This window comes from Anaeromyxobacter sp. Red801, from assembly GCF_049201065.2.
Classification (GTDB): domain Bacteria; phylum Myxococcota; class Myxococcia; order Myxococcales; family Anaeromyxobacteraceae; genus Anaeromyxobacter.
Genome location: NZ_CM181236.1, coordinates 1,025,551 through 1,047,182 on the forward strand (window position 1 = coordinate 1,025,551; position 21,632 = coordinate 1,047,182).

Here is a 21,632-nt window from a genome sequence, read left to right on the forward strand (position 1 = left end):
CGGCGCGGCGGTGCGATCCGTGCTTCGGGGCGCGTCGATGACCGCACGATTCCTCGTCCTCGGGCCGGCGGCCGCCTGCCTGCTCGCCGGCCTGGCGGCCTGCTCGGCGCCGGGCGCCTCCGTCCGCGCCAGCGCCGTGGCGGCCCAGGGCGCCGAGGCCGAGCCCGAGCCCGCCGCCGACGTCGGCCGCCCGCGCGTGGAGCTGCTCGCGCCCTGCGAGGACGCCGCCCGCGCCGGCGTCCCCTGTCCCCACCGTCACCCTGTGCTGGAGGTGAGCTTCTGATGTCCGAGTCCATCGTCGTGAGCTTCGGCCACCTGCACGGCAACCGCGCCCGCGAGGTGATGGGCGCGCTGGCCACGCTGCTCTCGCTGGTGCGCGACGGGCTGGAGGGCTGCGAGGCGGGCTTCCGCCGCGACTCGCAGGGCCTGCTGGCCGTGGTGCGCCTCGGCCCGTCGGCGCCTGCCGCGCACGTGTCGCGCCTCGCGTTCTGGTGCGCGCGGGCCGGGGGCCTCGCGCTGCCGCTCTCGCACGCCACCGCCTCCACGCGCGCGAACGTGGCCGAGGCGCTCCGCGCCAGCGACGCGCGCACCTCCATCGCGCCGGACCGCATCCCCGAGGGCGTGGCGGCGCTCGCGGCGGCGGCCGGCCTGGAGGCGCCGCCCGAGCCGCCCGGGCCGCGGCCGGTGCTGGCGCTGGCGATGGGCGGTCCGGGGTGGGAGGCGACGACCTACGATCCCGTGAAGCGCCGCCTGTTCGTGCCGAGCCCGCTGTCGCCGCCGCCCGGCGATCGGTTCGCGCTGGCGCTGGAGGGCGAGCCGGGCGAGGGGGCGCCGGTCGCGGGCACCGTCCGTACCGTGGCGGTGCGCGATCCCTTCGATCCGTCGGCGCCGTCGCCGGCGGGGTTCGTCGTGGCGGTGGAGGAGGGCCGCGGGCTGCACGCGCTCCTGGCCGAGACGTGTGGCGCCGGCGGCCCGGCGAACGGCCGGACCGCCGCGCGCGCGAGGCCGCCCGCGCAGGCCGCCGCCGTCCACGGGGGCGCCGGCGGGGCGGAGGTCGCGCCCGGCGAGGGCAAAGCGGCCCGCGCCGAGCTGGACGCGGGCGCCGCCGCGGGGGCGGCCGCGCGCCGTCGCGTGCTGCTGGTGGACGACGACGCGCTCGCGCGCGCGCTCATCTCGGACGCGCTCGCCGGCCGCGGGTTCGGCGTGGTGGCGGAGCGCGACGCGCTGGCCGGCCTGCTCCGCCTCGCGGAGGAGATCTTCTCGCTGGACGTGCTCGTCACGGACGTGGTGATGCCCGAGGTGGACGGCGAGGAGCTGGTGCGGCGCGTCCGCGAGGTGGGCGGCGAGCGCGACCTGCCCATCGTCGCCGTCACCGCCAGCGAGGATCCTGCGCTCGCCGCGCGCCTCCGCGCGTGCGGCGTCGACGCGGTGCTCGCGAAGCGGCTCGGCCCGGAGGGGATCGCCGACGCGGTGGTGAAGGTGCACCGGGCTGCGCGCGCCGCGCCCGGGCGGCGGAGCCCGCCCGCGACCGCCGCGGAGCGGCGCGGCGCCCGGCCGCGCCCCTCGTGGTTGACGCCGGCCCGTGGCTGCGCCTAGAACTGCGTCGTGACCGATCGTGTCCTCTAGCCCGAGTCGTCGCGCGCCGCGCTCCCGCGAGCGCCCGCGCGACCCGTGCGCCGCCGACGCGTCCGCCCCTGCGGCGCGGCGCCGGCGCGTCCGTCCGCTCGTGCCTTCGAGGTCCACCCGTGTCCACCCTCGCAGATCTCGGCTGGGGTCCGTACTTCTCAGCGCAGCTCTCCTCCGAAGAAGCCTCCACCCTCCTCGTCGGCCGCGTCGTCGCGGACCGCGGCCGCCGGCTGCGCGTCCGCTTCGAGGCGGGCGATCGCCTGACGATCGTCCCCGGCCACCTCCTCGGCGCCGAGCCGGCCCCGGTCGCGGGAGACTTCGTCGTCGCCGTACCCGGCGAGCCGCCGGTGGTCGCGCGCGTGCTGGAGCGCCGCTCGGCGCTGTCGCGCAACGCCGCCGGCCGCGCGACCGTCGAGCAGGTGCTCGCGGCGAACGTCGATCTCGTGGTCCTGGTCCAGGGCCTGGACGAGGGCGCCCACCCGCGCCGCCTGGAGCGGACGCTCGCGGCCGTGTACGCGAGCGGCGCCGAGCCCGCGGTGGTCCTCACCAAGGCCGACCTGTTCCCCGACGTCGGGGCGGCGCTCGCCGAGGCGCGGTCGGCCGCCGCCGGCGCCCCGGTGCTGCTCGCGTCCGGCGTGAGCGGGGAGGGCGTGGACGGGCTGGCCGGCCTGGTGGGGCCGGGGCGGACGGCGGTGTTCGTCGGCCCCTCCGGCGCGGGGAAGTCCACCCTCGTGAACGCGCTGCTCGGGCGCGCCGAGCAGCCGGTCGCCGCGGTCCGGGCGCGCGACGCGCGCGGGCGCCACACCACCACCGCGCGGCGCCTGTTCGAGCTGCCCGGGGGCGGCTGCGTGATCGACGGTCCCGGGATCCGCGAGCTCCGGCTGTGGGACGCCGGAGGGCTCGCCGCGGCGTTCGACGACGTCGCCGCGCTCGCCGCCGGGTGCCGGTTCCGCGACTGCCGCCACGCCGGCGAGCCCGGCTGCGCGGTGGCCGAGGCGGTGGAGGCGGGCCGGCTCGACGCCGGGCGGCTCGAGAGCCTGCGCAAGCTGGAGCACGAGGCGGCGCTCCAGGAGGCCCGCCGCGGCGGCGCGGCCGCGCGCGCCGAGAAGCTGCGCTGGCGGCCCATCGCGAAGGCGCTGCGCCGCATGTACCGCGACCGCGATCGCGGGTGACCCGGGCGCCCCGGCCGGCCCGCGACGGGCGCGGCCGGGGCGCTCACTTCGTGAGGATGAGCTTGCCCTTGCTGGTGAGGCGGAGCCGGTAGACCTCCCCGGCGTGCTCGATGACGAGCTCGCGGGCGTCGCCCAGGAGCGCGGCGGTGCTGGTGCGCCGGGCCCCCGCCGGCGCGCGGGCGGCCGCGCCGCCACCCGGCGCGCCCGCGGGCGGCGCCGGGCGGCCGGCGTTTCCGCCGCCGATATTGCGAATCACTTTCAAGATACGCGGCACGCTAGCCGAGCCGGCGCGAGGCTGTCAACGGCGCCGGGCTAGATCAGCGGATGCCCCCCGTCCACCCGGAGGACGCTGCCCGTGGTGAAGCCGTTCTCCATCAGGAACGCCGCGGCGTGCGCGACGTCCTCGGGCCGCCCGATGCGGCGGGCGGGGAGCCGCTCGGCCATCGCGGCGAACGTCGCCGCCTTGCCCTCGCCCGCGACGGCGTCCCAGATCTCCGTGTCCACCCAGCCCGGCGAGAGCGCGTTCACGCGCAGCGGGGCGAGCTCGAGCGCCGCGGCCCGCACGAACGCCGCGAGCGCGCCGTTCACCGCGGCGATCATCGAGCCCCGCGGCATGGGGCGATCCGCGGCGATCCCGGTGGTGAACGTGAGCGAGCCGCCCGGCCGGAGCGCCGGCGCCCCGTGCTTCGCGAGCAGCAGCGCGCCGAGCAGCTTCGAGTCCACCACCGCGCGGGCCGCCTCGAGGTCGAAGGCGGCGATGGGCTGGTAGGCGGGGACCACCGCGGTCGCGACCACGTGGTCGGCGGCCGGGACCTCCCGGAACAGCCGCACCACCTCGTCCTCGCGCCGGACGTCGGCCGCGACCGCCCGCGCCCTCGGGCCGGCGCCGAGCCCTCCCAGCGCCCGCGCCAGGCGCTCCGGGGAGCGGCCCGCCAGCACCACCTCGGCGCCGCGCGCCAGCGCCTCCCGCGCGACGGCGAGCCCGATCCCCGAGCCGCCGCCCACCACCACCACCGTCCGGTCCTTCAGCCCAGCAGGTGTCGTCGTCATGCGCGCATCCATGCGCGCCGCCGCCGCCCGACGCAACGGGACGATCCGGTACGCTTCGTCCCATGGACGAGATGATCGATCCGGGGGACCTGCGGCTGTTCGTGGCGGTGGCCCGGCACGCGAGCTTCGTGGGGGCCTCCCGGCGCACCGGCGTCCCCACCAGCACGGTGAGCCGGGCGGTGGCGCGGCTGGAGGAACGGCTCGGGGTCCGCCTGCTGCACCGCACCTCGCGGCGGGTCTCCGCGACCGACGAGGGCGCGCGGCTGCTCGCGCGCGCGGCGCCGGTGCTGGATCAGCTCCGGGACGTGCTCGAGGACGCGGCCGGGCGCGACGAGGAGCCCTCCGGCCGGCTGCGGGTGACCGCGCCCGTGGTCACCGGCGCGGAGCGGGTCGGCCGGGCGCTCATCGCGTACGCGGCCGCCCACCCGCGCGTCACGGTGGACCTGCGGCTCACCAACTCGGTGCTGAGCCTGGTGGAGGAGGCGCTCGACCTCGCGTTCCGGGTCGGGCCGGTGGCCGAGGCCGACGTGGTGGCGCGGCGGCTCTGGGCGATCCCGTATGCGCTGGCCGCGTCGCCGGCGGTGGTCGCGCGCGCGCTCGGCGGCCGCCGGAGGGTGGACGCGGCGGCGCTGGCGCGGGCGCCGGCGGTGGTGACGCACCCGGGCCGGCCGTGGCGGTTCCGGGGCGCGGACGGGACGCAGCGCGAGCTGAGGCCGAACGAGCGCTTCGCGGCGAGCGACCCGCGCGTCGCGGTCGAGGCGGCGCTGGCGGGGCTCGGCGTGGTGCGCGCGCCGGCCGAGATGATCGCGCGCGCGGGCGGGCTGGTGCCGCTGGAGTGCGCGCTCGGGGAGCCGGAGGGGCGGGAGCTGTTCGCGGTCTACCCGTCGCGGCGCCTCGTGCCGCGGCGCGTGCGCGAGGCCATCGACTGGGTGCGGCGGGCGGAGCCCGGCGGGGCGGACGGGCCGCGGCGCCCGCGCCGGCACGGCTGACCGGCTCAGGCGTCGCGGCGCTGCTCGACCCGGCGCAGCTTGTCCGGGTTGAGCACCGCGTAGAACGCGGTCACGCGCCCGCCGTCGGTGGCGATCGAGGTGGTCGAGAACGGCCGTCCGTCGAGGTAGGTGAGCATGGCCGGCTCGCCGTTGATCCAGACCAGCTCGCGCCGCATCCGGCCGCCGGCCTTGCGCGCGACGTTCAGCAGGAAGCGCACGATGCGCGCGCTGCCGCGGAGCCCGCGGGCGACGTGGACCTTCCCGCCGCCGTCGGAGGTCCAGGTGGCGTCGTCCGACACGAGCGCGAGCAGGGCCTGCTCGTCCGCCGCCGCGAGCCGGTCCAGGAGGCGGGCCACGAGCTGGTGCCGGGCCTCGAGCGGCACCTCGAACCGCGGGCGCCCCTCGCGCACCCGCAGCCGCGCCCGGTGGAGCACCTGCCGGCAGGCCTCCTCGCTCCGGTCGAGCACCCGGGCGATCTCCCCGTAGCCGGCGCCGAAGACGTCGCGGAGCAGGAGCGCGGCGCGCTCGTCCGGCGAGAGCCGCTCGAGCAGCACCAGGAACGCCATGGACAGATCGGAGGCCAGCTCGGAGCGCGCGTCGGCGGGCGGCGCGGCGCCGGTGAGGAGCGGCTCCGGCAGCCAGTCGCCCACGTAGCGCTTCCGCTCGCCGCTCGCCTGTCGCAGCCGATCGACCGCGAGCCGGCTCGTCACCGAGACCAGCCAGGCCTCCGGGTTCTGGACGTCCGAGCCGCCCGCCTCGTGCCAGCGGAGGTAGGCGGTCTGCAGCACGTCCTCCGCGTCCGGGACGGTGCCGAGCATGCGGTAGGCGATGCCGAACAGGCGAGGGCGGAGGCGCTCGAACGCGGCGGCGCGGTCGCTCGGATCTGCGCCGGCGGGGGTGGAGGCGAAGGCGGTGGACATGCGTGGAAGACGATCGAGGGGAGGGTGGCGTGACCGCGGTCGCGTCGCTCGAACCGAACGGGGCGTCCGCGCGCCGCCGGTCACGGCGACGTGGCGGCGCCGTCTTCCGGGCATGAACCACGAACACCGAGGAGAGGCCATGCAGCCGAGGATCGATCACTGGAAGGTGGCGCCGGGTGCGCTGCGGGCGATGTACGCGCTCGAGCAGTACGTGCGGGGCTCGGGCCTGGACCTGACGCTCTACCACCTGGTCAAGCTGCGCGCGTCGTACATCAACGGCTGCGCGTTCTGCGTGGACATGCACACGAAGGAGGCCCGCGCCCACGGGGAGACCGAGCAGCGGCTCTACGCGGTGCCGGTCTGGCGGGAGACCCCGTTCTTCACCCCGCGCGAGCGCGCCGCGCTCGCCTGGACGGAGAGCGTCACGCTCATCGGCCAGACCGGCGTGCCGGACGAGGCGTTCGAGGCGGCGCGCGAGGAGTTCGAGGAGGCGGAGCTGGTCGACCTCACGATGGCGATCGTCGCCATCAACGGGTGGAACCGGCTGGCGGTCTCGTTCCGCGCGCCCGTCGGCACGTACCAGGTCGGCGCGAACCGCGCCCCGGCGGAGCCCGCCGCGCAGCGGGCCTAGGCATCGCCGCTAGCGCTCCGGCCGGGCCCCGGGCCGCGCAGGCCCGGGGCTCGCGCCGTCCACGCGCTCGGCGCGCGCCCGCGCGGCCCGCAGGATCATCCTGCGGATCCACGCGCTGAAGGGCCCGATCGCGAGCCAGTACGCGCCGAACGCGAGCCCGGCGCGCCGTCCGCGCGTCCGCACCCACGTCTCCGTCCAGAGCAGCGCGCCGCCGTCCCGCGGCTCGGCGCGGAAGTTGCCGACGGCCGCGAACTCCGCCGCCGCGAGCGCGCCTGCGAACGCGGCCGGCCCGTGCCGCGCCGCGGCCGGGCGCTGGACGCCGAACACCCACTCGCGGCCGGGCTCGTCCGCGAGCATGGCGAACGGGGCCGCGGAGAAGAAGTCCCGCAGCGCCTGGTCGGGAGCGTGCCCCAGCCGGCGCAGCGTGAACAGCGCCCGGACCGCCGGCAGGTCGCTCAGCCGGAGCGCGAGCGCGGCGGAGAGCGCGACCTCCGGCGGCGAGGCCACCGCGAGCGCGTGCCGCTCGAGCAAGGTCCAGCCCTCGCCGGCCCAGCCGTCCAGCGCGCAGCGGGCGCGCGGGGCGCGCCGGTTCGAGTACGGTCTCAGCACGTGCGGCTCCGGCGGCGCGGCGGCGCCCGATGTCCCCCCGCGGCCGCGCGTGATACGCCGCCGGGCGAGGCGCGCGCAAGCGGGCCGCGCCGGCGGCCCCGACCGGGTGGGTGCACCGTGGGTGCGGCCAGCGCGGGCCCGCGCGACGAGCCGTCAGGGCGCCAGCTCGACCGCGATCCCGTCGTCCCCCTGCGGCACGAGCGTGTCCTCGCCCACCACGATGGTGCCGCCGAACGTGCCGCCCATGGTGACCTCGTGGTCGGCGCCGTACGAGAGCGCCTGCGCGCGCGTCGAGCTGCACTGGCCGTTCGTCGGCACGGTGCGCGTCCAGAGCGGCGTGTTCGCGAGATCGAACGCGCGGACGGTCACCGCCATGCAGCTGCTCGAGTTGCCCGCCACCGCCGCCCGGCCGGTGGGGTCCACGCCCAGCAGCGCGGGCCAGAGCCGCTCCACGCCGCGCGCCCAGCGCGGCGTCCCGTCGGCCTCCAGCACCGCCAGCACCAGCGCGCCGTTGTCCACGGTCGAGTCGCCCCAGGTGACCGTGCCGGCGCGATCCGCCAGCAGCACCAGCGTCCCCTTGCTGGTGGCCCCGAGCCCGCTGAAGTAGCCGAGCGTGTCGTTGCGGACCGACCACTGGACCTTGCCGTCGGTGCCGAGCTTCACCACCTGCGCGGTCCACGCGGCCGGCGAGGGCGCCGGCGCGCCGTCCACGAGGCCGTTGTACGAGTAGCCGGCCACGTAGGCCTCGCCGGTGGGCGCGAGCGTGAGCGCGTCGAGCCACTGCGACGACCTCGACCAGAGCAGCTTGCCCTCCCAGGAGTACTTCTCGACCACCGGGGCGTACGTCTGGCGGGGGGCGCGGAACACCAGCGCCGACCCGGAGTCGTCGGTCGCGAGCTGGTTGACGCTCGACCCGGCCAGCGAGACCGTCCAGACGTGGCGGCCGTCGGGGCCGAGCTTCACCAGCGCCGAGTCCTCGATGGCCCCGCCGCCGAGATCGAGCCCGGGGCGCCCGCTGCAGTCGCCCCAGCACTGCGCGTCGACCGTCAGCAGCACGTTCCCGAGCCGGGTGACCGCCATGCGGAACACCGGCCAGCCGGTGTACGTGAAGCGCTTCGACCACACCACCTCGCCGTCGTGATCCCGCTTCTCGAGGCGCAGCGTGCCGCCGCCCGGGCCCGCCTCGTCCATGGTGGTGGAGAGCAGCACGCGCGATCCCTCCGCGTCCACGCCGACCGCGACGTAGGCGTCGGGCCCGGGGGTGCTCACGGTCGCGTACCAGCGCACCTGCGGGGCCGGCGCGGGCGCGGCGCAGACGTTCTGGTTGCCGCCGCCGCCGCAGGTCTGGCCCTCGGGGCAGGCGCCGCAGTCGAGCGTGCCGCCGCAGGCGTCGTCGATGCGGCCGCAGTCCTTCCCCTGGGCGGCGCAGGTGGTCGGCGTGCACGGCGCGGCCCCGCAGGTGTTCGAGGCCGTGCAGACCTTCCCGCTCCCGCAGGCGCCGCAGTCGAGCGTGCCGCCGCAGCGGTCCGGGATCGTGCCGCAGGTCTTGCCCTCCTTCGCGCAGGTGGTGCGGGTGCAGCCCGCCGACGGCGTCCCGCACACGTTCGGCGTGCCGGCGCCGCCGCAGGTCTGGCCCTGGGGGCAGCTCCCGCAGTCCAGCTTGCCGCCGCAGCCGTCGTCCACCTGGCCGCAGCTCTTCCCGAGCGACTGGCAGGTGGCGGGGTGGCACGCCGGCGCCCCGCAGGCGTTCGCCGTGCCGCCGCCGCCGCAGGTCTGGCCGTCGGGGCACCCGCCGCACTGGAGGAAGCCGCCGCAGCCGTCGCTCACCTGTCCGCACGACGCGCCCGCCGCGGCGCAGTCCGCCGGCGTGCAGGAGTCCCGCTTGCCGCCGCCGCTCGAGCCGCAGCCCAGCCACGCCACCACCCCGACGACGATCCACGCCGCCCGCCAGCCCGCGCGTCCCACGGCCGCCTCCCCGATCGCGCGTGAGACGCGATCGCCCCGGCGTCAAGGTGCCGTCTCGGGGAGCGCCGGGGCGACGCCCCGCGAGGCCCACACCCTGCTCGGTGGCGCGGAGACCCGTTTACGCCCCGTGGAGGACGCTTCGCGCGACGCCCCGTTCACGCCCCGATGAGATCTCCCTCCTGATCGTGTCGATCCGGCGAGGCGTCGATCGTCGTCGGAGGAGCCGGCGGGATGGACGCCGCCACGAAACCCCTCGGGCGCGAGCCCGGACCTGACGGACGGGAGCACGACATGGAGCTGACGACGGACATCGGTGGGCGGAGCGCGGCGGGCGTGGACCGGACGCGGGCGGGCGCGACGTCGAGGAGGGCGCTGTGGACCGGGCGCGTGCTGAGCGGCCTCGCCATCGTGTTCCTCGCCTTCGACGCGCTCGGGAAGCTGATGCGGGCGGCGCCGGTCCTGGAGGGCTCGCAGCAGCTCGGCTACCCGCTCGACACGGTGGTCGGGATCGGCGCGACGCTGCTCGCCTGCGTCGCGCTCTACGCGATCCCGCGCACGGCGGCGCTCGGGGCCATCCTGCTCACCGGCTACCTGGGCGGCGCGGTCGCCACGCACGTGCGGGTGGGGAACCCGCTCTTCAGCCACGTGCTGTTCCCCACCTACGTCGCCGCGCTGATCTGGGGCGGCCTGGTGCTGCGCGACCGGCGGCTGCTGGCGGCGCTGCTGCGCGGGCGCGCCGGCGCGGCGGACGAGGAGGCCTGATGGAGCGGGTGATCTCAAGGGACGGGACCGCCATCGCGTTCGAGCGGCACGGCGCCGGCCCCGCGCTCGTCGTGGTGGACGGGGCGCTGTGCAGCCGGGCGTTCGGCCCGGTGCCACGGCTCGCGCCGCTCCTCGCGCGCCGCTTCACCGTCATCGCGTACGACCGGCGCGGGCGCGGCGGGAGCGGCGACACGGCGCCGTACGCGGTGGCGCGCGAGGTGGAGGACCTGGCCGCGCTGGTCGAGGCGGCCGGCGGGTCGGCGGCCGCCCTCGGCTTCTCCTCCGGCGCGGCGCTCGCGCTGGAGGCGGCCGCGAGCGGCGTCCGCCTGACCGAGGTCGCGGCGTACGAGCCGCCCTGGGTGGACGACGGCGGCGGCGCGAACGCGGGCCACGACGTGGAGCTCCGGCGCCTGCTCGCCGCCGGGCGGCGCGGGGCGACGGTCCGCTACTTCATGCGCCGGATGGTCGGCGTGCCGGCGATGGCGGTCTGGGCGATGCGGCTGCTCCCGATGTGGCGGAAGCTGGAGGCGGTGGCGCACACGCTCCCGTACGACGCGGCGATCATGGGCGACTGGGCCGTCCCGGCGGCGCGCCTGTCGGCGCTGCGGGTGCCGGTCCTGCTGATGAACGGCGGGAAGACCGCGCCGGCGCTCGCCCGGGCGGCTCGCGGCGCCGCGGCGGCGATCCCCGGCGCGCGCCACCTGGAGCTCCCGGGGCAGACGCACGCGGTCGAGCCGGAGCTGCTGGCCGAGACGCTGGAGGAGGTCGCCTTCGGGCTGCAGGCCGCCGGGCGGCCGGGAGCGCCCGGGGCGGACCTGTGGGCCGCCGGGCCCGCCTGAGCGCTAGGACCGCAGCTCGGCCGGCAGGCCGAACCGGGGGAACAGGGTGGCCGTGTCGAGGAACGCGGTCCAGGCGGCGATCCCGCCGGCGGACGGCTCCAGCACGAGGAGCGCCCAGGGGCGGTGGAGGCCGGGCCCCGCGGCCCGGTACTGCGCGAACGCGGGGTGGCCGCTCGCGGCGGTGGGCACCAGGCGCGAGCCGCGGCACTCGGCGCCGGGCCCGGTGAGCCAGGCCGCCACCGCGTCCCGCCCCCGCAGCCAGAGCGAGAACGGCGGCATGGAGAAGCACGCGTCCTCGCGCAGCGTCGCGGTGAGCGCCGCCACGTCGAAGCGCTCGAAGGCCTCCACGTAGCGCTCGAGCAGCGCGGCCTCGGCCTCCGACAGCGCGGCGCCGGGCGCGGAGGGATCCCGCGCCGGCAAGGTTGCGCGGGCCCGCTGCAGCATGCTGTTCACGGCCGCGACGGACGTGTCGAGGTCGCCCGCGATCTCGGCGGACGACCAGCCCAGCACGTCCGCCAGCAGCAGCGCGGCCCGCTGGCGCGGCGGCAGCTGCTGGAGCGCGGCCACGAACGCGAGCCGGATGCTCTCGCGCAGCAGGGCCCGCTCGGCCGGATCGGCGTCGGACGGGAGCGCCTGCGCGTCCGGGATGGGCTCGATCCAGCGCTCCCCGGGGAGCGCCTCCAGCGGGTCCGCCACCGTGCCGGCCGGCCCGAGGTCCATCGGGCGGGCCCGCCGCGCCCGGTCCTCGAGCGCGTCGAGGCACACCCGGGTGGCGATCCGGTAGAGCCAGGTGCGGACCGACGAGCGCCCCTCGAACCGATCCAGGCTGCGCCAGGCGCGCACCAGCGTCTCCTGGACCGCGTCGTCCGCCTCGGCGGCGGAGCCCAGCATCCGGTAGCAGTGGCCGGTGAGCGCCGCCCGGTGCGTCTCCAGCTGATCGACCGTGACCATGCGAGCGAGGTCATAGCGGAGGACCGCCCCCGTGCGAAGCGCCACCGCCGGCCCCCGCGCGGGGCGGGGCGCGGCGGCCGGGCGCCCGTCACTTCACCGCGCCGACCGTGAAGCCGGCGATGAAGCGGTCGAGGAACACGTTGTAGACGATCGCGATGGGCAGGCTCGCCAGCAGGCAGGCGGCCATGAGCGAGCCCCAGTAGTAGACGTCGCCGCGCACCAGGTAGATCGGCACGCCCACGCTCACCGTCTGGTGCTCGGCCGACGAGATGAACGTGAGCGCGTACACGAACTCCTGCGTCACCAGGGTGAACGAGAAGATCACGACCGTCAGGATCCCCGAGACGGAGATCGGGATGACGAGCTTCACGAACGCGCCGAACCGGGTCAGCCCGTCCACCAGCGCCGCCTCCTCCAGATCCTTGGGGATGGCCTTGAAGAACCCCATGAGCAGCCAGATGGAGAACGGGACCGTGAACGTCGGGTAGGTGACGATGATCGCCCAGAGCGTGTCCTGCAGCCCGAGCTCCGCGACGACCCGGGACATGGGGATGAAGAGCAGGGTGGGCGGGATGAGGTAGGTGAGGAAGATGCCGATGCCGAGCTGCTGCCCCGCCGCGCCGGTGAGGCGCGCCAGCGCGTAGGCGGCGGGCAGCGCCAGCACGAGCGTGATGACCACCACCGCCGCGCCGGCCAGGGTGGTGTTCCAGAACCAGCGCAGGAACAGCGTCTGCTCGAACAGGAAGCGGAGGTGCTCGAGCGTGGGCCTCGCGTTGAAGATGAACGGGTTGTGCTCGACGTCGTACAGGTCCGACGTCTGCTTGAACGAGGTGATCGCCATCCAGTAGAACGGGAACGCGAGCAGCGCCGCGAACCCGGCCACGATCGCCCACCGGCCGATGCGCGTCGCGAGCGTCGCCTGGGTCCGGATCACGCGCGCCCCCTCACGCCACCTCGGCCCGGTGCGCGACCCGCAGCATCAGGACCGCCACCGCGACCAGGATCGGCACCAGGAACACCGAGATGGCGGCGCCCTCGGCCAGGTCCGAGCCGAGCACGCCGGTGAAGAACGCCAGCGACGGCAGCACCTGGGTGGTGTCGTACGGGCCGCCGCGGGTCAGGATGTAGACCACCGTCATGTCGGTGAAGGTGAAGACCACCCCGAACAGCACCGCCACGTTGATGATCGGCCGCATCATGGGGAGGGTGATCTCGAAGTGCGTGCGCCAGAACCCCGCGCCGTCCACCGCGGCGGCCTCCGGGATCTCCTTGGGGATGGAGGTCAGGCCGGCCAGCATGATCACGGTCGCGAACGGGATCATGCGCCAGGCGTGCACGGCGATGACCGAGCCCATGGCGAGCGCGGGCTCGCCCAGCCACATGGGCGGGTCGAACCGGTTCACCAGGTGCAGCTGGGCGAGCACCCAGCTCACCACCGAGTAGATGGAGTCGAGGATCCACTTCCAGCCGATGGCGCCGAGGCTGATCGGCGCGACCCACGGCAGCAGGATCAGGAACCGGACCGCCGCCCGGCCGCGGAAGCGCTCGCGCAGCGCGAGCGACAGCGCGGTGGCGCAGACCAGCACGATCACCTGCGTGGAGACGGTGAAGACGAAGGAGTCGAGCAGCGCCCGGCGGAAGGTGGGGCTGCCGAGCACGCTGCGGAAGTTCTCGAGGCCGACGAACGACCAGCCCTCCGAGCCCACCGTGACGTCGCTGACGCTGTACAGGAACGCGAGCGCCAGCGGCAGGCCCACCAGCGCCAGGATGTAGACCACCGCCGGCGTGAAGAGCGCCACGCCGAGCCAGGTGGCGGGGGACGGCCCGCGGCGGCGCGGGACGTCGCGGAGCGCGCCGGCGGCCGGGCGCCGCGCCGCGTCGGCCGGGGTCATCGCCACGCCAGCTCCCGCGTCGGCACGCGCCGCTTCGTGCCCGGGTCGAACAGCCGGAGGTCCCGCTCCGCCACCGCCAGCGGGTGGACGGCGCCCTCGTCGAGGCCGGCGCTCGCGCCCAGCGTCATGCGCGAGACGACCTTGCGGCCGGCGAAGCGCCCGCCCTCCACCGCGCCGTGCAGGATGCGCTCCGAGCCGAGGTACTCGACCGCGTCCACCCGCACGTCGAGCGGCACCGCCGGGCCCGCCACCGTGGCGCGCGGCAGCAGGCTCTCCGGCCGGAAGCCGGCGATGACGTCGCCGCCGTCGAGCAGGTTCATGGGCGGCGAGCCCAGGAACGTCGCCACGAACGTGTCGGCCGGCTCGTCGTAGACCTCCTTCGGCGTGCCCACCTGCCGCACCACGCCCCTGTCCAGCACCACGATCCGGTCGCCCATGCTCATGGCCTCGACCTGGTCGTGCGTGACGTAGATGGTCGTGGTGCCCACCCGCGCGTGGAACTGGATCAGCTCGGCGCGCGCGGACGCGCGCAGCTTCGCGTCCAGGTTGGAGAGCGGCTCGTCCAGCAGGAACACGGTGGGCTCGCGCACCAGCGCCCGGGCCAGCGCCACCCGCTGCCGCTCGCCGCCGGACAGCTCGCGCGGCTTGCGCGCCAGCAGGTGGCCGATCCCGAGCAGCTCCGCGGCCCAGCGCACCCGCTCGCGGCGCCGGTCGCGCGGGACCCCGTGCGCCTTGAGCGGGAAGCCGATGTTCTGCTCCACCGAGAGGTGCGGGTAGAGCGCGTAGCTCTGGAACACCATGGCGATGCCGCGCGCGCGGGGAGGGAGCCCGGTGACCACGCGGCCGCCGATGAGCACGTCGCCGCGGGTGGGCTCCTCCAGCCCGGCGATCATCCGCAGGAGCGTGGACTTCCCCGAGCCCGAGGGCCCGAGGAAGACCAGGAACTCGCCGTCGCGGGTGGCGAGGTCCACCTCGTTCACCGCGGCGCCCTGGTCGGCCTTCCGGAAGATCTTGGTGAGCCTCCGCGTCTCGACGACCGCCACGCGCCCCTCCGGCTCACTTCCACTTGTCGAAGATGCGCTTCACCGCGGCCTCGGCCGCCTTCGCGGCCTCGCGCGCCGGCAGCTCGTCCCGCGCGACCTTCGCGAACATCGTCGGGATGACGAAGGTGTTGAACACCTCGTCGATGGCGGCGGTGGCGTAGCCGGGGTAGCCGACGTTGGTGGCCCACTCGGTGACGCCGGAGAGCACCTTGTACTTGTCCGGCGGCACGCCCTTGGGGTCGTTCGACACCTGCTGCGCGAGGTCCGGCACCGTCTTCGGGAAGCAGGGGAAGTTGTAGAACTCGCTCGCCTTGAACGCGTCGCCGAACGCGTCCATGTAGTCCACCAGGAACTGCTTCGCGCCGTCCTTGTTCTCGGCGAACTTCCAGATGACGTAGCAGTCCATCACGTGCTCGGCGGCCATCCGGCGCACCGGCCCCTTCAGCGCGGGCACGATCTGGATCTTCTTCGACATCTCCGGGTTCTCCTTCTCGGCGGTGCGCGTCACCGAGATCGCGTTCAGCACGAAGGAGAGCTTGCCGGCCAGGATGCCCCGGTTGTTCGAGGAGGGATCCCAGGTGAACACCTCCCCGGTCTGCGCCTCCTTCTGCAGCGCGCGCATGAACTCGAGCGCCTGGACGGTCTGCGGCGAGTTGATGACCACCCGGCCCTCGGCGTCCTGCACCGAGCCGCCGAAGGACCAGAGCAGCGCGCGCATGGCCATGTTGGTGTCGAGCTCCTGCGAGAGCCCGACGCCGCAGGGGTTGCCGATCTTCTGCTTGATGGCCGCCGCGCCCTTGCGCAGGTCCTCCCAGGTGTCCGGGCCGTGCGGGAACCCGACCTGGGACCAGAGGTCCTGGCGGTAGTTGCCGGGATCCGGGACGTAGCTGTCGGCGAACGCGAAGTACTTCTTCGTCTTCGGGTTGAAGGTGGACTTGTGCCCGAGGTCGTTCACCTTGCCCCAGCGCTTCTCCACCTGCTGGTAGATCTCGGTATGGTCGAGGACCTGCTTCTCGTACGCGGCGGGCGGCGAGAGGAACATGAACAGGTCGTGGCCCTTCTGCGCCGAGACCTCGGCGGCGGCGCGCGCGTTGATCTCCGGGATGGAGATGTGGTCCACGATCACGCGCGTGCCGTGCCGGTCGCCCCACTGCTTGCAGAAGGTGCCGTCGAACCACTTGTCGTAGCCCGGGACGAAGTGGCTCCACTGGATGATCTTGAGCGTCTTGCCCTGCGCGCGCGCGCGGCGCGGCAGCCCGGTGGCGGCCGCCAGCGCGCCCACGCCCGCCGCCTTCACGAACTGCCGCCGGCTCCACCTCGAGGACCCGCGATCGCCTGCCATGCCGACCACCTCCGGCGCGCGAACGCTCGCGCGCGATACCGTGACCACCTGCATCGGTAAGGACGCCCGCGGCTAGCGGCCGTGCGCCTGACGGGTCCGGCGCCCCGTCGCTTGGGGCCGCCCGCGCGTGATCCCTCCATGGCGACGGCCCGCGCGTGGGGGCCGCGCGCTCGGGGACGGCGCTGCCGGCCCGGGCTGGTGCTTGCCGCCCGGCCCGGGCGCAAGGTTGAATCGCACGGATGCCCGACGCGCTCGCCCCGCCCCGGAAGGCCGCCCGATGAGCGCGTCCGCTCCCCTGCCGGTGCGGCTCGATCGGCCGGTGGACCCGGCGCGGGACCACGTGCTCGGCGACCCCGGCGCGGACCTGACGCTGGTCGAGTACGGCAGCTACGCGTGCCCGCACTGCCACGCCGCCCATGAGGTCGTCGCCGAGCTGCGCGACCGCCTGGGGGCTCGCCTCCGCTACGTGTTCCGCCAGCGCCCCATCCGCGCCGAGGCGGCCCGGCCGGCGGCCGAGCTGGCCGAGGCGGCCGGGCTCGCCGGCGATCGCTTCTGGCAGGCGCACGACCTGCTCATGCGCCGGGGGCCGTCGTTCGCCCCCGGCGAGCTGGACGCGATCGCGCGCGAGCTGGGGCTGCCGCCGCGCGAGGGCGGCGCCGGCCCGTGGGAGGCGGCGGCGGCGCGGGTGCGCGAGGACGTGGAGAGCGCGCGCCGGAGCGGCGTCCACCTCACGCCGACGTTCTTCATCGGCGGCCGCCGCTACGAGGGGCCGTGGGACGCGAGCTCGCTCACGGAGGCGCTGCTCGGCTCGCTCGGCCACCGGCTGCACGCGGCGACGGTGGACTTCGCGCGCTGGGCGCCCTCCACCGGCCTGCTGCTGCTGGCCGCGACCGCGCTCGCGGTCGCCATCGCGAGCTCGCCGGCGGGCGCCGCGTTCACCGCCGGGTGGCAGGCGCCGCTCGGGCTGTCGCTGGGCGGCCACGCGTTCGCGCTGCCGCTGGTGCAATGGGTGAACGACGGCCTGCTCACGCTCTTCTTCCTGGTGGTGGGGCTCGAGATCAAGCGCGAGCTGACCGTGGGCCGCCTGGCGCGCTGGCGCGCCGCCGCCCTGCCCATGGCGGCGGCGATCGGCGGGATGGCCGCGCCCGCCGCGCTGTACCTGCTCGTGGTCCCGGCCGGCCCGCTCGCGGCGGGGTGGGGCACGACCATCTCGACCGACACCGCCTTCGCGGTCGCGATCCTGGTGCTGCTCGGCGATCGCGTGCCGGTGGACCTCCGGGTGTTCCTCACCGCGGCGGTGATCGTGGACGACCTGGTCGCGATCGCGGTGGTGGCGCTGTTCTACTCCGGCGCGGTCTCCGTGCCGTGGTTGCTCGCGGCGGCGGTGGTGACCGCGCTGCTCGCCGGGCTGAACCGCGCGTCGATCTCGGCGGCGCCGCCCTACGCCGGGCTCGGCGTGCTGCTGTGGGCCTGCCTCCACGCGGCGGGGCTGCACCCCACGCTCGCCGGGGTGATCCTGGCGGTGGTGACGCCGACCCGGCCGCCGCCCGACCTCCGCGCGCTCACGGGGCAGGCGCAGGCGGTGCTCGAGGCGGAGCTGCGCCGGGCGCGCGAGGGCGTGCTGCGCCACGGGCCCTCCGAGCCGGCGCTGCGCGCGCTCGACGCCATCCACGATCGCATCGAGTCGCCCGCGAGCAAGCTGCTCCGGACCCTCGACCCGTGGGCGAGCTACGCGGTGCTGCCGGTGTTCGCGCTCGCGAACGCCGGCGTGGCCTGGGTGCCGGGCGCGCTGGACGGGCGCGGGCGGCTGGTGGCGGCCATCGTGCTCGGCCTGGTGGCCGGGAAGCCGCTCGGCATGGTGGTGGCGGCGCGGCTGGCGGTGCGCGCCGGGCTGGCGGTGAAGCCGGCGTCCTACGCGTGGCGGCAGCTCGCCGGCGCCGGGGCGCTCGCCGGCATCGGGTTCACCATGTCGCTGTTCATCGCCGGCCAGGCCTTCCCGGACCCGGCCGACTTCCGCGCCGCCAAGATCGCCATCTTCGCGGCGTCGCTGCTCGCCGGCGTCCTCGGCGCGCTCGTGCTCTGGCCGCGGCGCGCGGCCGAGGCCGCCGCCGACGAGGTCCCGGCGCCCGAGGGCTCCGAGGTGGACGCGGCGAGCGGCTAGCGGGGCGCCAGGCGCCCGCCGGGCCAGGTCCAGCCCGCGTCCTCCGGCGCGTCCACGCCGTGCTCGTGCGCGTACATGCGCGCCGCGAGCTGCCGGTTGCGCAGCCGCTCCTTGGCGTGCGCGCCGGTGGCGCGGAGGCGCGGCACGCGGTCGATGACGTCCATGGCCAGGCTGAACCGGTCGATCTGGTTGTCGATGGCGAGCTCGAGCGGCGTGTCGATGCTGCCCTTCTCCTTGTAGCCGCGCACGTGCAGGTTCGGGTGGTTGCGGCGGCGGTAGGCGAGCCGGTGGATGAGCCAGGGGTAGCCGTGGAAGTTGAAGATGATGGGCCGGTCGGTGGTGAACAGCGAGTCGAAGTCGCGGTCGGAGAGGCCGTGCGGGTGCTCGGTGTCCGGCTGCAGCGTGAACAGGTCCACCACGTTGACGAAGCGCAGCTCGAGGTCCGGGAACGCCTCGCGCAGCAGCGCGGTGGCGGCCAGCGCCTCCAGCGTGGCGACGTCGCCGGCGCAGGCCATCACCACGTCGGGCTCGGCGCCCTCGTCGCTGCTGGCCCAGTCCCAGATCCCGATCCCCTTGGCGCAGTGGGTGACGGCCGCGTCCATGGGCAGGTACTGCAGGTGCGCCTGCTTGTCGGCCACGATCACGTTCACGTAGTCCTCGCTGCGCAGGCAGTGGTCGGCCACCGAGAGCAGGCAGTTCGCGTCGGGCGGCAGGTAGATGCGGGTCACCGCGGCGCTCTTGTTCACCACCACGTCCAGGAAGCCCGGGTCCTGGTGGGTGAAGCCGTTGTGGTCCTGCCGCCAGACGGTGGAGGTGACGAGCAGGTTCAGGGAGGCGATCTCCTCGCGCCAGGAGAGCTGGTTGCAGATGGAGAGCCACTTCGCGTGCTGGTTGAACATCGAGTCGATGATGTGGACGAACGCCTCGTAGGTGGAGAGCAGGCCGTGGCGGCCGGTGAGGAGGTAGCCCTCCAGCATCCCCTCCAGCGTGTGCTCCGAGAGCATCTCCACCACGCGCCCGTCCGGCGCGAGCCGCCCGCCGTCCTCGTCCTCGGGGAAGCGCTCGGCGAGCCACAGCTTCCGCGAGGCCTCGTAGACCGCGTCGAGCCGGTTGGAGCTGGTCTCGTCCGGCCCGAACAGCCGGAAGCGGGTCGGGTTCTGCCGCATCACGTCGCGCAGGAACGCGCCCAGCGGGCGCGTGTTCTCGGCCCGCGACTCGCCCGGCGCGGGCACCGGCACCGCGTACCCGCGGAAGTCCGGGAGCAGGAGCGCCTTCTTCAGCACGCCGCCGTTCGCGTGCGGGCTCGCGCCCATGCGGCGCTCGCCCCGCGGCGCGGCCTCCCGCACCAGCGGCACCGGCGCGCCGGACGCGTCGAACAGCTCCTCCGGCCGGTAGCTGCGCAGCCAGCGCTCGAGCAGCGCCAGGCGCGCCGGGTCGTCCTTCACGCGCGGGGTGGGGACCTGGTGCGCGCGCCACGAGCCCTCCAGCCGGTGGCCGTCCAGCTCCGCCGGCGCGGTCCAGCCCTTCGGCGTGCGGAGCACGATGGCGGGCCAGCGCGGGCGCGCCGCGATCCCGGTGCGGCGCGCCTCGAGCTGGGCGCCCCGGATCAGCTCGACGCACCGGTCGAGCGTGGCGGCCATGGCCTGGTGCATCGACTCCGGCTCGGAGCCCTCCACGAAGAACGGCGTCCAGCCGGCGCCGCGCAGCAGCGCGTCCAGCTCGTCGTGGCCGATGCGGGCGAGCAGGGTGGGGTTGTCGATCTTGTAGCCGTTCAGCGACAGGATCGGCAGCACCGCGCCGTCGCGGATCGGGTTCAGGAACTTGCTCACGTGCCAGGAGGTCGCGAGCGGCCCGGTCTCCGCCTCGCCGTCGCCCACCACCGCGGCCACGATCAGGTCCGGGTTGTCGAACGCGGCGCCGCAGGCGTGCGAGAGCACGTACCCCAGCTCGCCGCCCTCGTGGATGGAGCCCGGGGTCTCGGGCGTGCAGTGGCTCCCGACGCCGCCGGGGAACGAGAACTGGCGGAAGAACCGGCGCAGCCCCTCCTCGTCCAGGCTGCGGTCCGGGTAGACCTCGGAGTAGGTGCCCTCGAGGTAGACCGGGCCGAGGACGCCGGGCGCGCCGTGGCCGGGTCCGGCCATGAAGAGGAGCTCGGTGCCGCGCAGCCGGATGAGCCGGTTCAGGTGCGCGTACGCGAACGACAGCGCCGGGCTCGCGCCCCAGTGGCCGAGCAGCCGGTGCTTCACGTGCTCGGGCCGCAGCGGCTCGCGGAGCAGCGGGTTGTCGCGCAGGTAGATCATGCCGGCCGCGAGGTAGTTGCAGGCGCGCCAGAACGCGTCGATGCGCCGGACCTCCTCGGGCGCGAGCGGCCGCTCGGTGACGGTGGCGCGGGCGGGGCCGTACGCGGACAGCGCGGCGGCGCCCGCCGGGACGGCGGGGTTCGAGGTCACGTGGCTACCCTCCCTGTCGCGCGGCGGCGCGCGCTCGAGCAGCGCCCGGGCCTGGCGCGCGATGGTCAGCTCCTCGTCGGCCCGGACCACCCAGGCCGAGGCGCGGCTGCCGGCGGCCGAGACGCGCGGGCCGCCGGCCGCGTTCGCGTCCGGATCGAGCTCCACGCCCAGCCAGGCGGCGTCGCGGCAGACGCGCGCGCGGATCTCCGGCGCGTTCTCGCCGATGCCGCCGGTGAACACGAGCGCGTCGAGTCCGCCCAGCGCGGCCGCGGCGGCGCCCACCTCGCGGCGGATCCGGTACACGAACAGGTCCACCGCCAGCCGGGCGCGCGGGTCGGGCGAGGCGAGCAGCGTGCGCATGTCGGCGGAGAGGCCGGACACGCCGAGCAGGCCTGAGCGGTCGTAGAGCAGCGCCTCGATCTCCCGCGCCCGCAGCCCGCGCTCGGCGGAGAGCCACAGCAGCGCGCCCGGGTCGATCGCGCCGCAGCGCGTGCCCATCACCAGGCCGTCCAGCACGCTGAAGCCCATGGTGGCGCCGAGGCTGCGCCCCGCCTGCAGCGCGCACAGGCTCGCGCCGTTCCCGAGGTGCAGCGCCACGGCGCGCCCGGAGGCGGCCGCGGGGTCGAGCGCCGGGAGCGCCTCGGCCACGTGCTGGTAGGAGAGCCCGTGGAACCCGTACCGGCGCAGGCCCGCCTCGTGCAGCGCCTCGGGGATGGCGAACCGCTGGTACAGCGGCGGCGCGGTGCGGTGGAACGCGGTGTCGAAGCACGCCACCTGCGGCACGTCCGGCAGCAGCTCGCGCACGGCGCGGATGGGCGAGAGGTTGTGCGGCTGGTGGAGCGGCGCGAGCGGGACGAACGTCTGCAGCCGGGCGAGCACCTCGTCGGTCACCCGCGCCGGCCCGTCGAACACGGTGCCGCCGTGCACCACCCGGTGCCCCACGCCCGCGAGCCTGCGCCCCCCGAGCGCGCCGTTCACGAGCTCGAGCACGGCCCGCAGCGCCGACGCGTGGTCGACGTGCGCGCTCGCCGGCCAGGTGCGCTCGGCGGCCAGCTCGCCGCCCGGGCCGCGCGCCAGCAGGTGCGGCTCGCCCTCGCCGCCCAGCCGCTCCACCTTGCCCCGCAGCTCGGCGGCGAGCGCGCCGTCCGCCCGCCCGGCGAAGAGCGCGAACTTGATCGAGGACGACCCGGCGTTGAGGACGAGGATCCGCTCGGACATGGCGCGCCGCCG

The 21,632-nt window shown here is 75.9% G+C and carries 19 protein-coding genes; 8 read left to right on the forward strand and 11 right to left on the reverse strand.

Annotated elements, in window-relative coordinates; all coding sequences use genetic code 11:
• The first annotated feature begins 37 nt into the window (after positions 1–37).
• The 3 genes from ACOQFB_RS04740 to rsgA all read left to right on the forward strand — a co-directional run bounded on the left by ACOQFB_RS04740 (position 38) and on the right by rsgA (position 2,798).
• A complete protein-coding gene (locus ACOQFB_RS04740; RefSeq protein ID WP_059439303.1) occupies positions 38–283 on the forward strand; it encodes a hypothetical protein in 246 nt (81 codons plus the stop codon).
• A complete protein-coding gene (locus ACOQFB_RS04745) occupies positions 283–1,596 on the forward strand; it encodes a response regulator (RefSeq protein WP_421608807.1) in 1,314 nt (437 codons plus the stop codon). The genes ACOQFB_RS04740 and ACOQFB_RS04745 overlap by 1 nt, the downstream gene beginning before the upstream one ends.
• 149 nt (positions 1,597–1,745) lie before the next feature.
• On the forward strand, positions 1,746–2,798 hold the full coding sequence (gene rsgA, locus ACOQFB_RS04750) for a ribosome small subunit-dependent GTPase A (protein WP_421608808.1): 1,053 nt from the start codon (positions 1,746–1,748) through the stop codon (positions 2,796–2,798).
• Between the two features lie 43 nt (positions 2,799–2,841).
• Here rsgA and hemP read toward each other — a convergent pair whose 3' ends face one another.
• On the reverse strand, positions 2,842–3,054 hold the full coding sequence (gene hemP / locus ACOQFB_RS04755; protein WP_421608809.1) for a hemin uptake protein HemP: 213 nt from the start codon (positions 3,052–3,054) through the stop codon (positions 2,842–2,844).
• Between the two features lie 56 nt (positions 3,055–3,110).
• A complete protein-coding gene (locus ACOQFB_RS04760; protein ID WP_421608810.1) occupies positions 3,111–3,848 on the reverse strand; it encodes an SDR family oxidoreductase in 738 nt (245 codons plus the stop codon).
• A 62-nt stretch (positions 3,849–3,910) separates the two neighbouring features.
• Between ACOQFB_RS04760 and ACOQFB_RS04765 the strand changes: the two genes are divergently transcribed.
• Positions 3,911–4,837 carry a LysR family transcriptional regulator gene (locus tag ACOQFB_RS04765; protein WP_421608811.1) on the forward strand — a complete coding sequence of 309 codons (927 nt, stop codon included), beginning with the start codon at positions 3,911–3,913 and terminating at the stop codon, positions 4,835–4,837.
• Between the two features lie 5 nt (positions 4,838–4,842).
• On the opposite strand, the gene sigJ is transcribed toward ACOQFB_RS04765, so the two are convergent.
• Entirely contained in the window at positions 4,843–5,757 is a 915-nt protein-coding gene (sigJ, locus tag ACOQFB_RS04770; RefSeq protein ID WP_421608812.1) for an RNA polymerase sigma factor SigJ, read from the reverse strand.
• 139 nt (positions 5,758–5,896) lie between these two features.
• Here sigJ and ACOQFB_RS04775 point away from each other — a divergent pair, with 139 nt between their 5' ends.
• Positions 5,897–6,388 carry a carboxymuconolactone decarboxylase family protein gene (locus ACOQFB_RS04775; RefSeq protein ID WP_059436451.1) on the forward strand — a complete coding sequence of 164 codons (492 nt, stop codon included), beginning with the start codon at positions 5,897–5,899 and terminating at the stop codon, positions 6,386–6,388.
• A gap of 9 nt (positions 6,389–6,397) precedes the next feature.
• Here ACOQFB_RS04775 and ACOQFB_RS04780 read toward each other — a convergent pair whose 3' ends face one another.
• Both ACOQFB_RS04780 and ACOQFB_RS04785 read right to left on the reverse strand, forming a co-directional pair.
• Positions 6,398–6,997, reverse strand: a complete 600-nt coding sequence (locus ACOQFB_RS04780) for a hypothetical protein (RefSeq protein WP_059436452.1) — start codon at positions 6,995–6,997, stop codon at positions 6,398–6,400.
• A gap of 153 nt (positions 6,998–7,150) precedes the next feature.
• Complete coding sequence (locus ACOQFB_RS04785; RefSeq protein ID WP_421608813.1) at positions 7,151–8,962, reverse strand: hypothetical protein; 1,812 nt, start codon at positions 8,960–8,962, stop codon at positions 7,151–7,153.
• Positions 8,963–9,253: 291 nt separating this feature from the next.
• Here ACOQFB_RS04785 and ACOQFB_RS04790 point away from each other — a divergent pair, with 291 nt between their 5' ends.
• A complete protein-coding gene (locus tag ACOQFB_RS04790) occupies positions 9,254–9,724 on the forward strand; it encodes a DoxX family protein (protein WP_059436454.1) in 471 nt (156 codons plus the stop codon).
• Positions 9,724–10,563: an alpha/beta fold hydrolase gene (locus ACOQFB_RS04795; RefSeq protein WP_421608814.1), complete on the forward strand. Its 840-nt coding sequence runs from the start codon at positions 9,724–9,726 to the stop codon at positions 10,561–10,563. Before ACOQFB_RS04790 ends, ACOQFB_RS04795 begins: the two co-directional genes overlap by 1 nt.
• A gap of 3 nt (positions 10,564–10,566) precedes the next feature.
• On the opposite strand, the gene ACOQFB_RS04800 is transcribed toward ACOQFB_RS04795, so the two are convergent.
• The 5 genes from ACOQFB_RS04800 to ACOQFB_RS04820 all read right to left on the reverse strand — a co-directional run bounded on the left by ACOQFB_RS04800 (position 10,567) and on the right by ACOQFB_RS04820 (position 15,791).
• Positions 10,567–11,514, reverse strand: coding sequence for a sigma-70 family RNA polymerase sigma factor (locus ACOQFB_RS04800; protein ID WP_421608815.1), 948 nt, complete (start codon positions 11,512–11,514; stop codon positions 10,567–10,569).
• A gap of 88 nt (positions 11,515–11,602) precedes the next feature.
• Positions 11,603–12,448: a carbohydrate ABC transporter permease gene (locus ACOQFB_RS04805; protein WP_059436456.1), complete on the reverse strand. Its 846-nt coding sequence runs from the start codon at positions 12,446–12,448 to the stop codon at positions 11,603–11,605.
• Between the two features lie 10 nt (positions 12,449–12,458).
• The gene (locus ACOQFB_RS04810; RefSeq protein ID WP_059436457.1) at positions 12,459–13,406 is read right to left on the reverse strand and encodes a carbohydrate ABC transporter permease; all 948 of its coding nucleotides are present in this window, start codon (positions 13,404–13,406) and stop codon (positions 12,459–12,461) included.
• Positions 13,403–14,449, reverse strand: a complete 1,047-nt coding sequence (locus ACOQFB_RS04815) for an ABC transporter ATP-binding protein (protein ID WP_421608816.1) — start codon at positions 14,447–14,449, stop codon at positions 13,403–13,405. The genes ACOQFB_RS04810 and ACOQFB_RS04815 overlap by 4 nt, the downstream gene beginning before the upstream one ends.
• 13 nt (positions 14,450–14,462) lie before the next feature.
• Positions 14,463–15,791 carry an ABC transporter substrate-binding protein gene (locus ACOQFB_RS04820; RefSeq protein WP_421608817.1) on the reverse strand — a complete coding sequence of 443 codons (1,329 nt, stop codon included), beginning with the start codon at positions 15,789–15,791 and terminating at the stop codon, positions 14,463–14,465.
• A gap of 277 nt (positions 15,792–16,068) precedes the next feature.
• On the opposite strand from ACOQFB_RS04820, the gene nhaA reads away from it, so the two are divergent.
• Positions 16,069–17,952: a Na+/H+ antiporter NhaA gene (nhaA, locus tag ACOQFB_RS04825; RefSeq protein ID WP_421608818.1), complete on the forward strand. Its 1,884-nt coding sequence runs from the start codon at positions 16,069–16,071 to the stop codon at positions 17,950–17,952.
• On the opposite strand, the gene ACOQFB_RS04830 is transcribed toward nhaA, so the two are convergent.
• A complete protein-coding gene (locus ACOQFB_RS04830; protein ID WP_494492478.1) occupies positions 17,949–21,620 on the reverse strand; it encodes a phosphoketolase in 3,672 nt (1,223 codons plus the stop codon). The two genes, nhaA and ACOQFB_RS04830, sit on opposite strands and share 4 nt — an antisense overlap.
• Positions 21,621–21,632 lie beyond the last annotated feature (12 nt).

Bases quoted from the DNA above. Each gene is read 5' to 3' on its own strand.
- ACOQFB_RS04830 (WP_494492478.1), bottom strand. From the start codon at position 21,620: ATGTCCGAGCGGATCCTCGTCCTCAACGCCGGGTCGTCCTCGATCAAG.
- ACOQFB_RS04760 (WP_421608810.1), bottom strand. From the start codon at position 3,848: ATGACGACGACACCTGCTGGGCTGAAGGACCGGACGGTGGTGGTGGTG.
- sigJ (WP_421608812.1), bottom strand. From the start codon at position 5,757: ATGTCCACCGCCTTCGCCTCCACCCCCGCCGGCGCAGATCCGAGCGAC.
- ACOQFB_RS04790 (WP_059436454.1), top strand. From the start codon at position 9,254: ATGGAGCTGACGACGGACATCGGTGGGCGGAGCGCGGCGGGCGTGGAC.
- ACOQFB_RS04775 (WP_059436451.1), top strand. From the start codon at position 5,897: ATGCAGCCGAGGATCGATCACTGGAAGGTGGCGCCGGGTGCGCTGCGG.
- ACOQFB_RS04800 (WP_421608815.1), bottom strand. From the start codon at position 11,514: ATGGTCACGGTCGATCAGCTGGAGACGCACCGGGCGGCGCTCACCGGC.
- ACOQFB_RS04795 (WP_421608814.1), top strand. From the start codon at position 9,724: ATGGAGCGGGTGATCTCAAGGGACGGGACCGCCATCGCGTTCGAGCGG.
- ACOQFB_RS04810 (WP_059436457.1), bottom strand. From the start codon at position 13,406: ATGACCCCGGCCGACGCGGCGCGGCGCCCGGCCGCCGGCGCGCTCCGC.
- nhaA (WP_421608818.1), top strand. From the start codon at position 16,069: ATGAGCGCGTCCGCTCCCCTGCCGGTGCGGCTCGATCGGCCGGTGGAC.
- ACOQFB_RS04765 (WP_421608811.1), top strand. From the start codon at position 3,911: ATGGACGAGATGATCGATCCGGGGGACCTGCGGCTGTTCGTGGCGGTG.
- ACOQFB_RS04820 (WP_421608817.1), bottom strand. From the start codon at position 15,791: ATGGCAGGCGATCGCGGGTCCTCGAGGTGGAGCCGGCGGCAGTTCGTG.
- ACOQFB_RS04740 (WP_059439303.1), top strand. From the start codon at position 38: ATGACCGCACGATTCCTCGTCCTCGGGCCGGCGGCCGCCTGCCTGCTC.
- ACOQFB_RS04745 (WP_421608807.1), top strand. From the start codon at position 283: ATGTCCGAGTCCATCGTCGTGAGCTTCGGCCACCTGCACGGCAACCGC.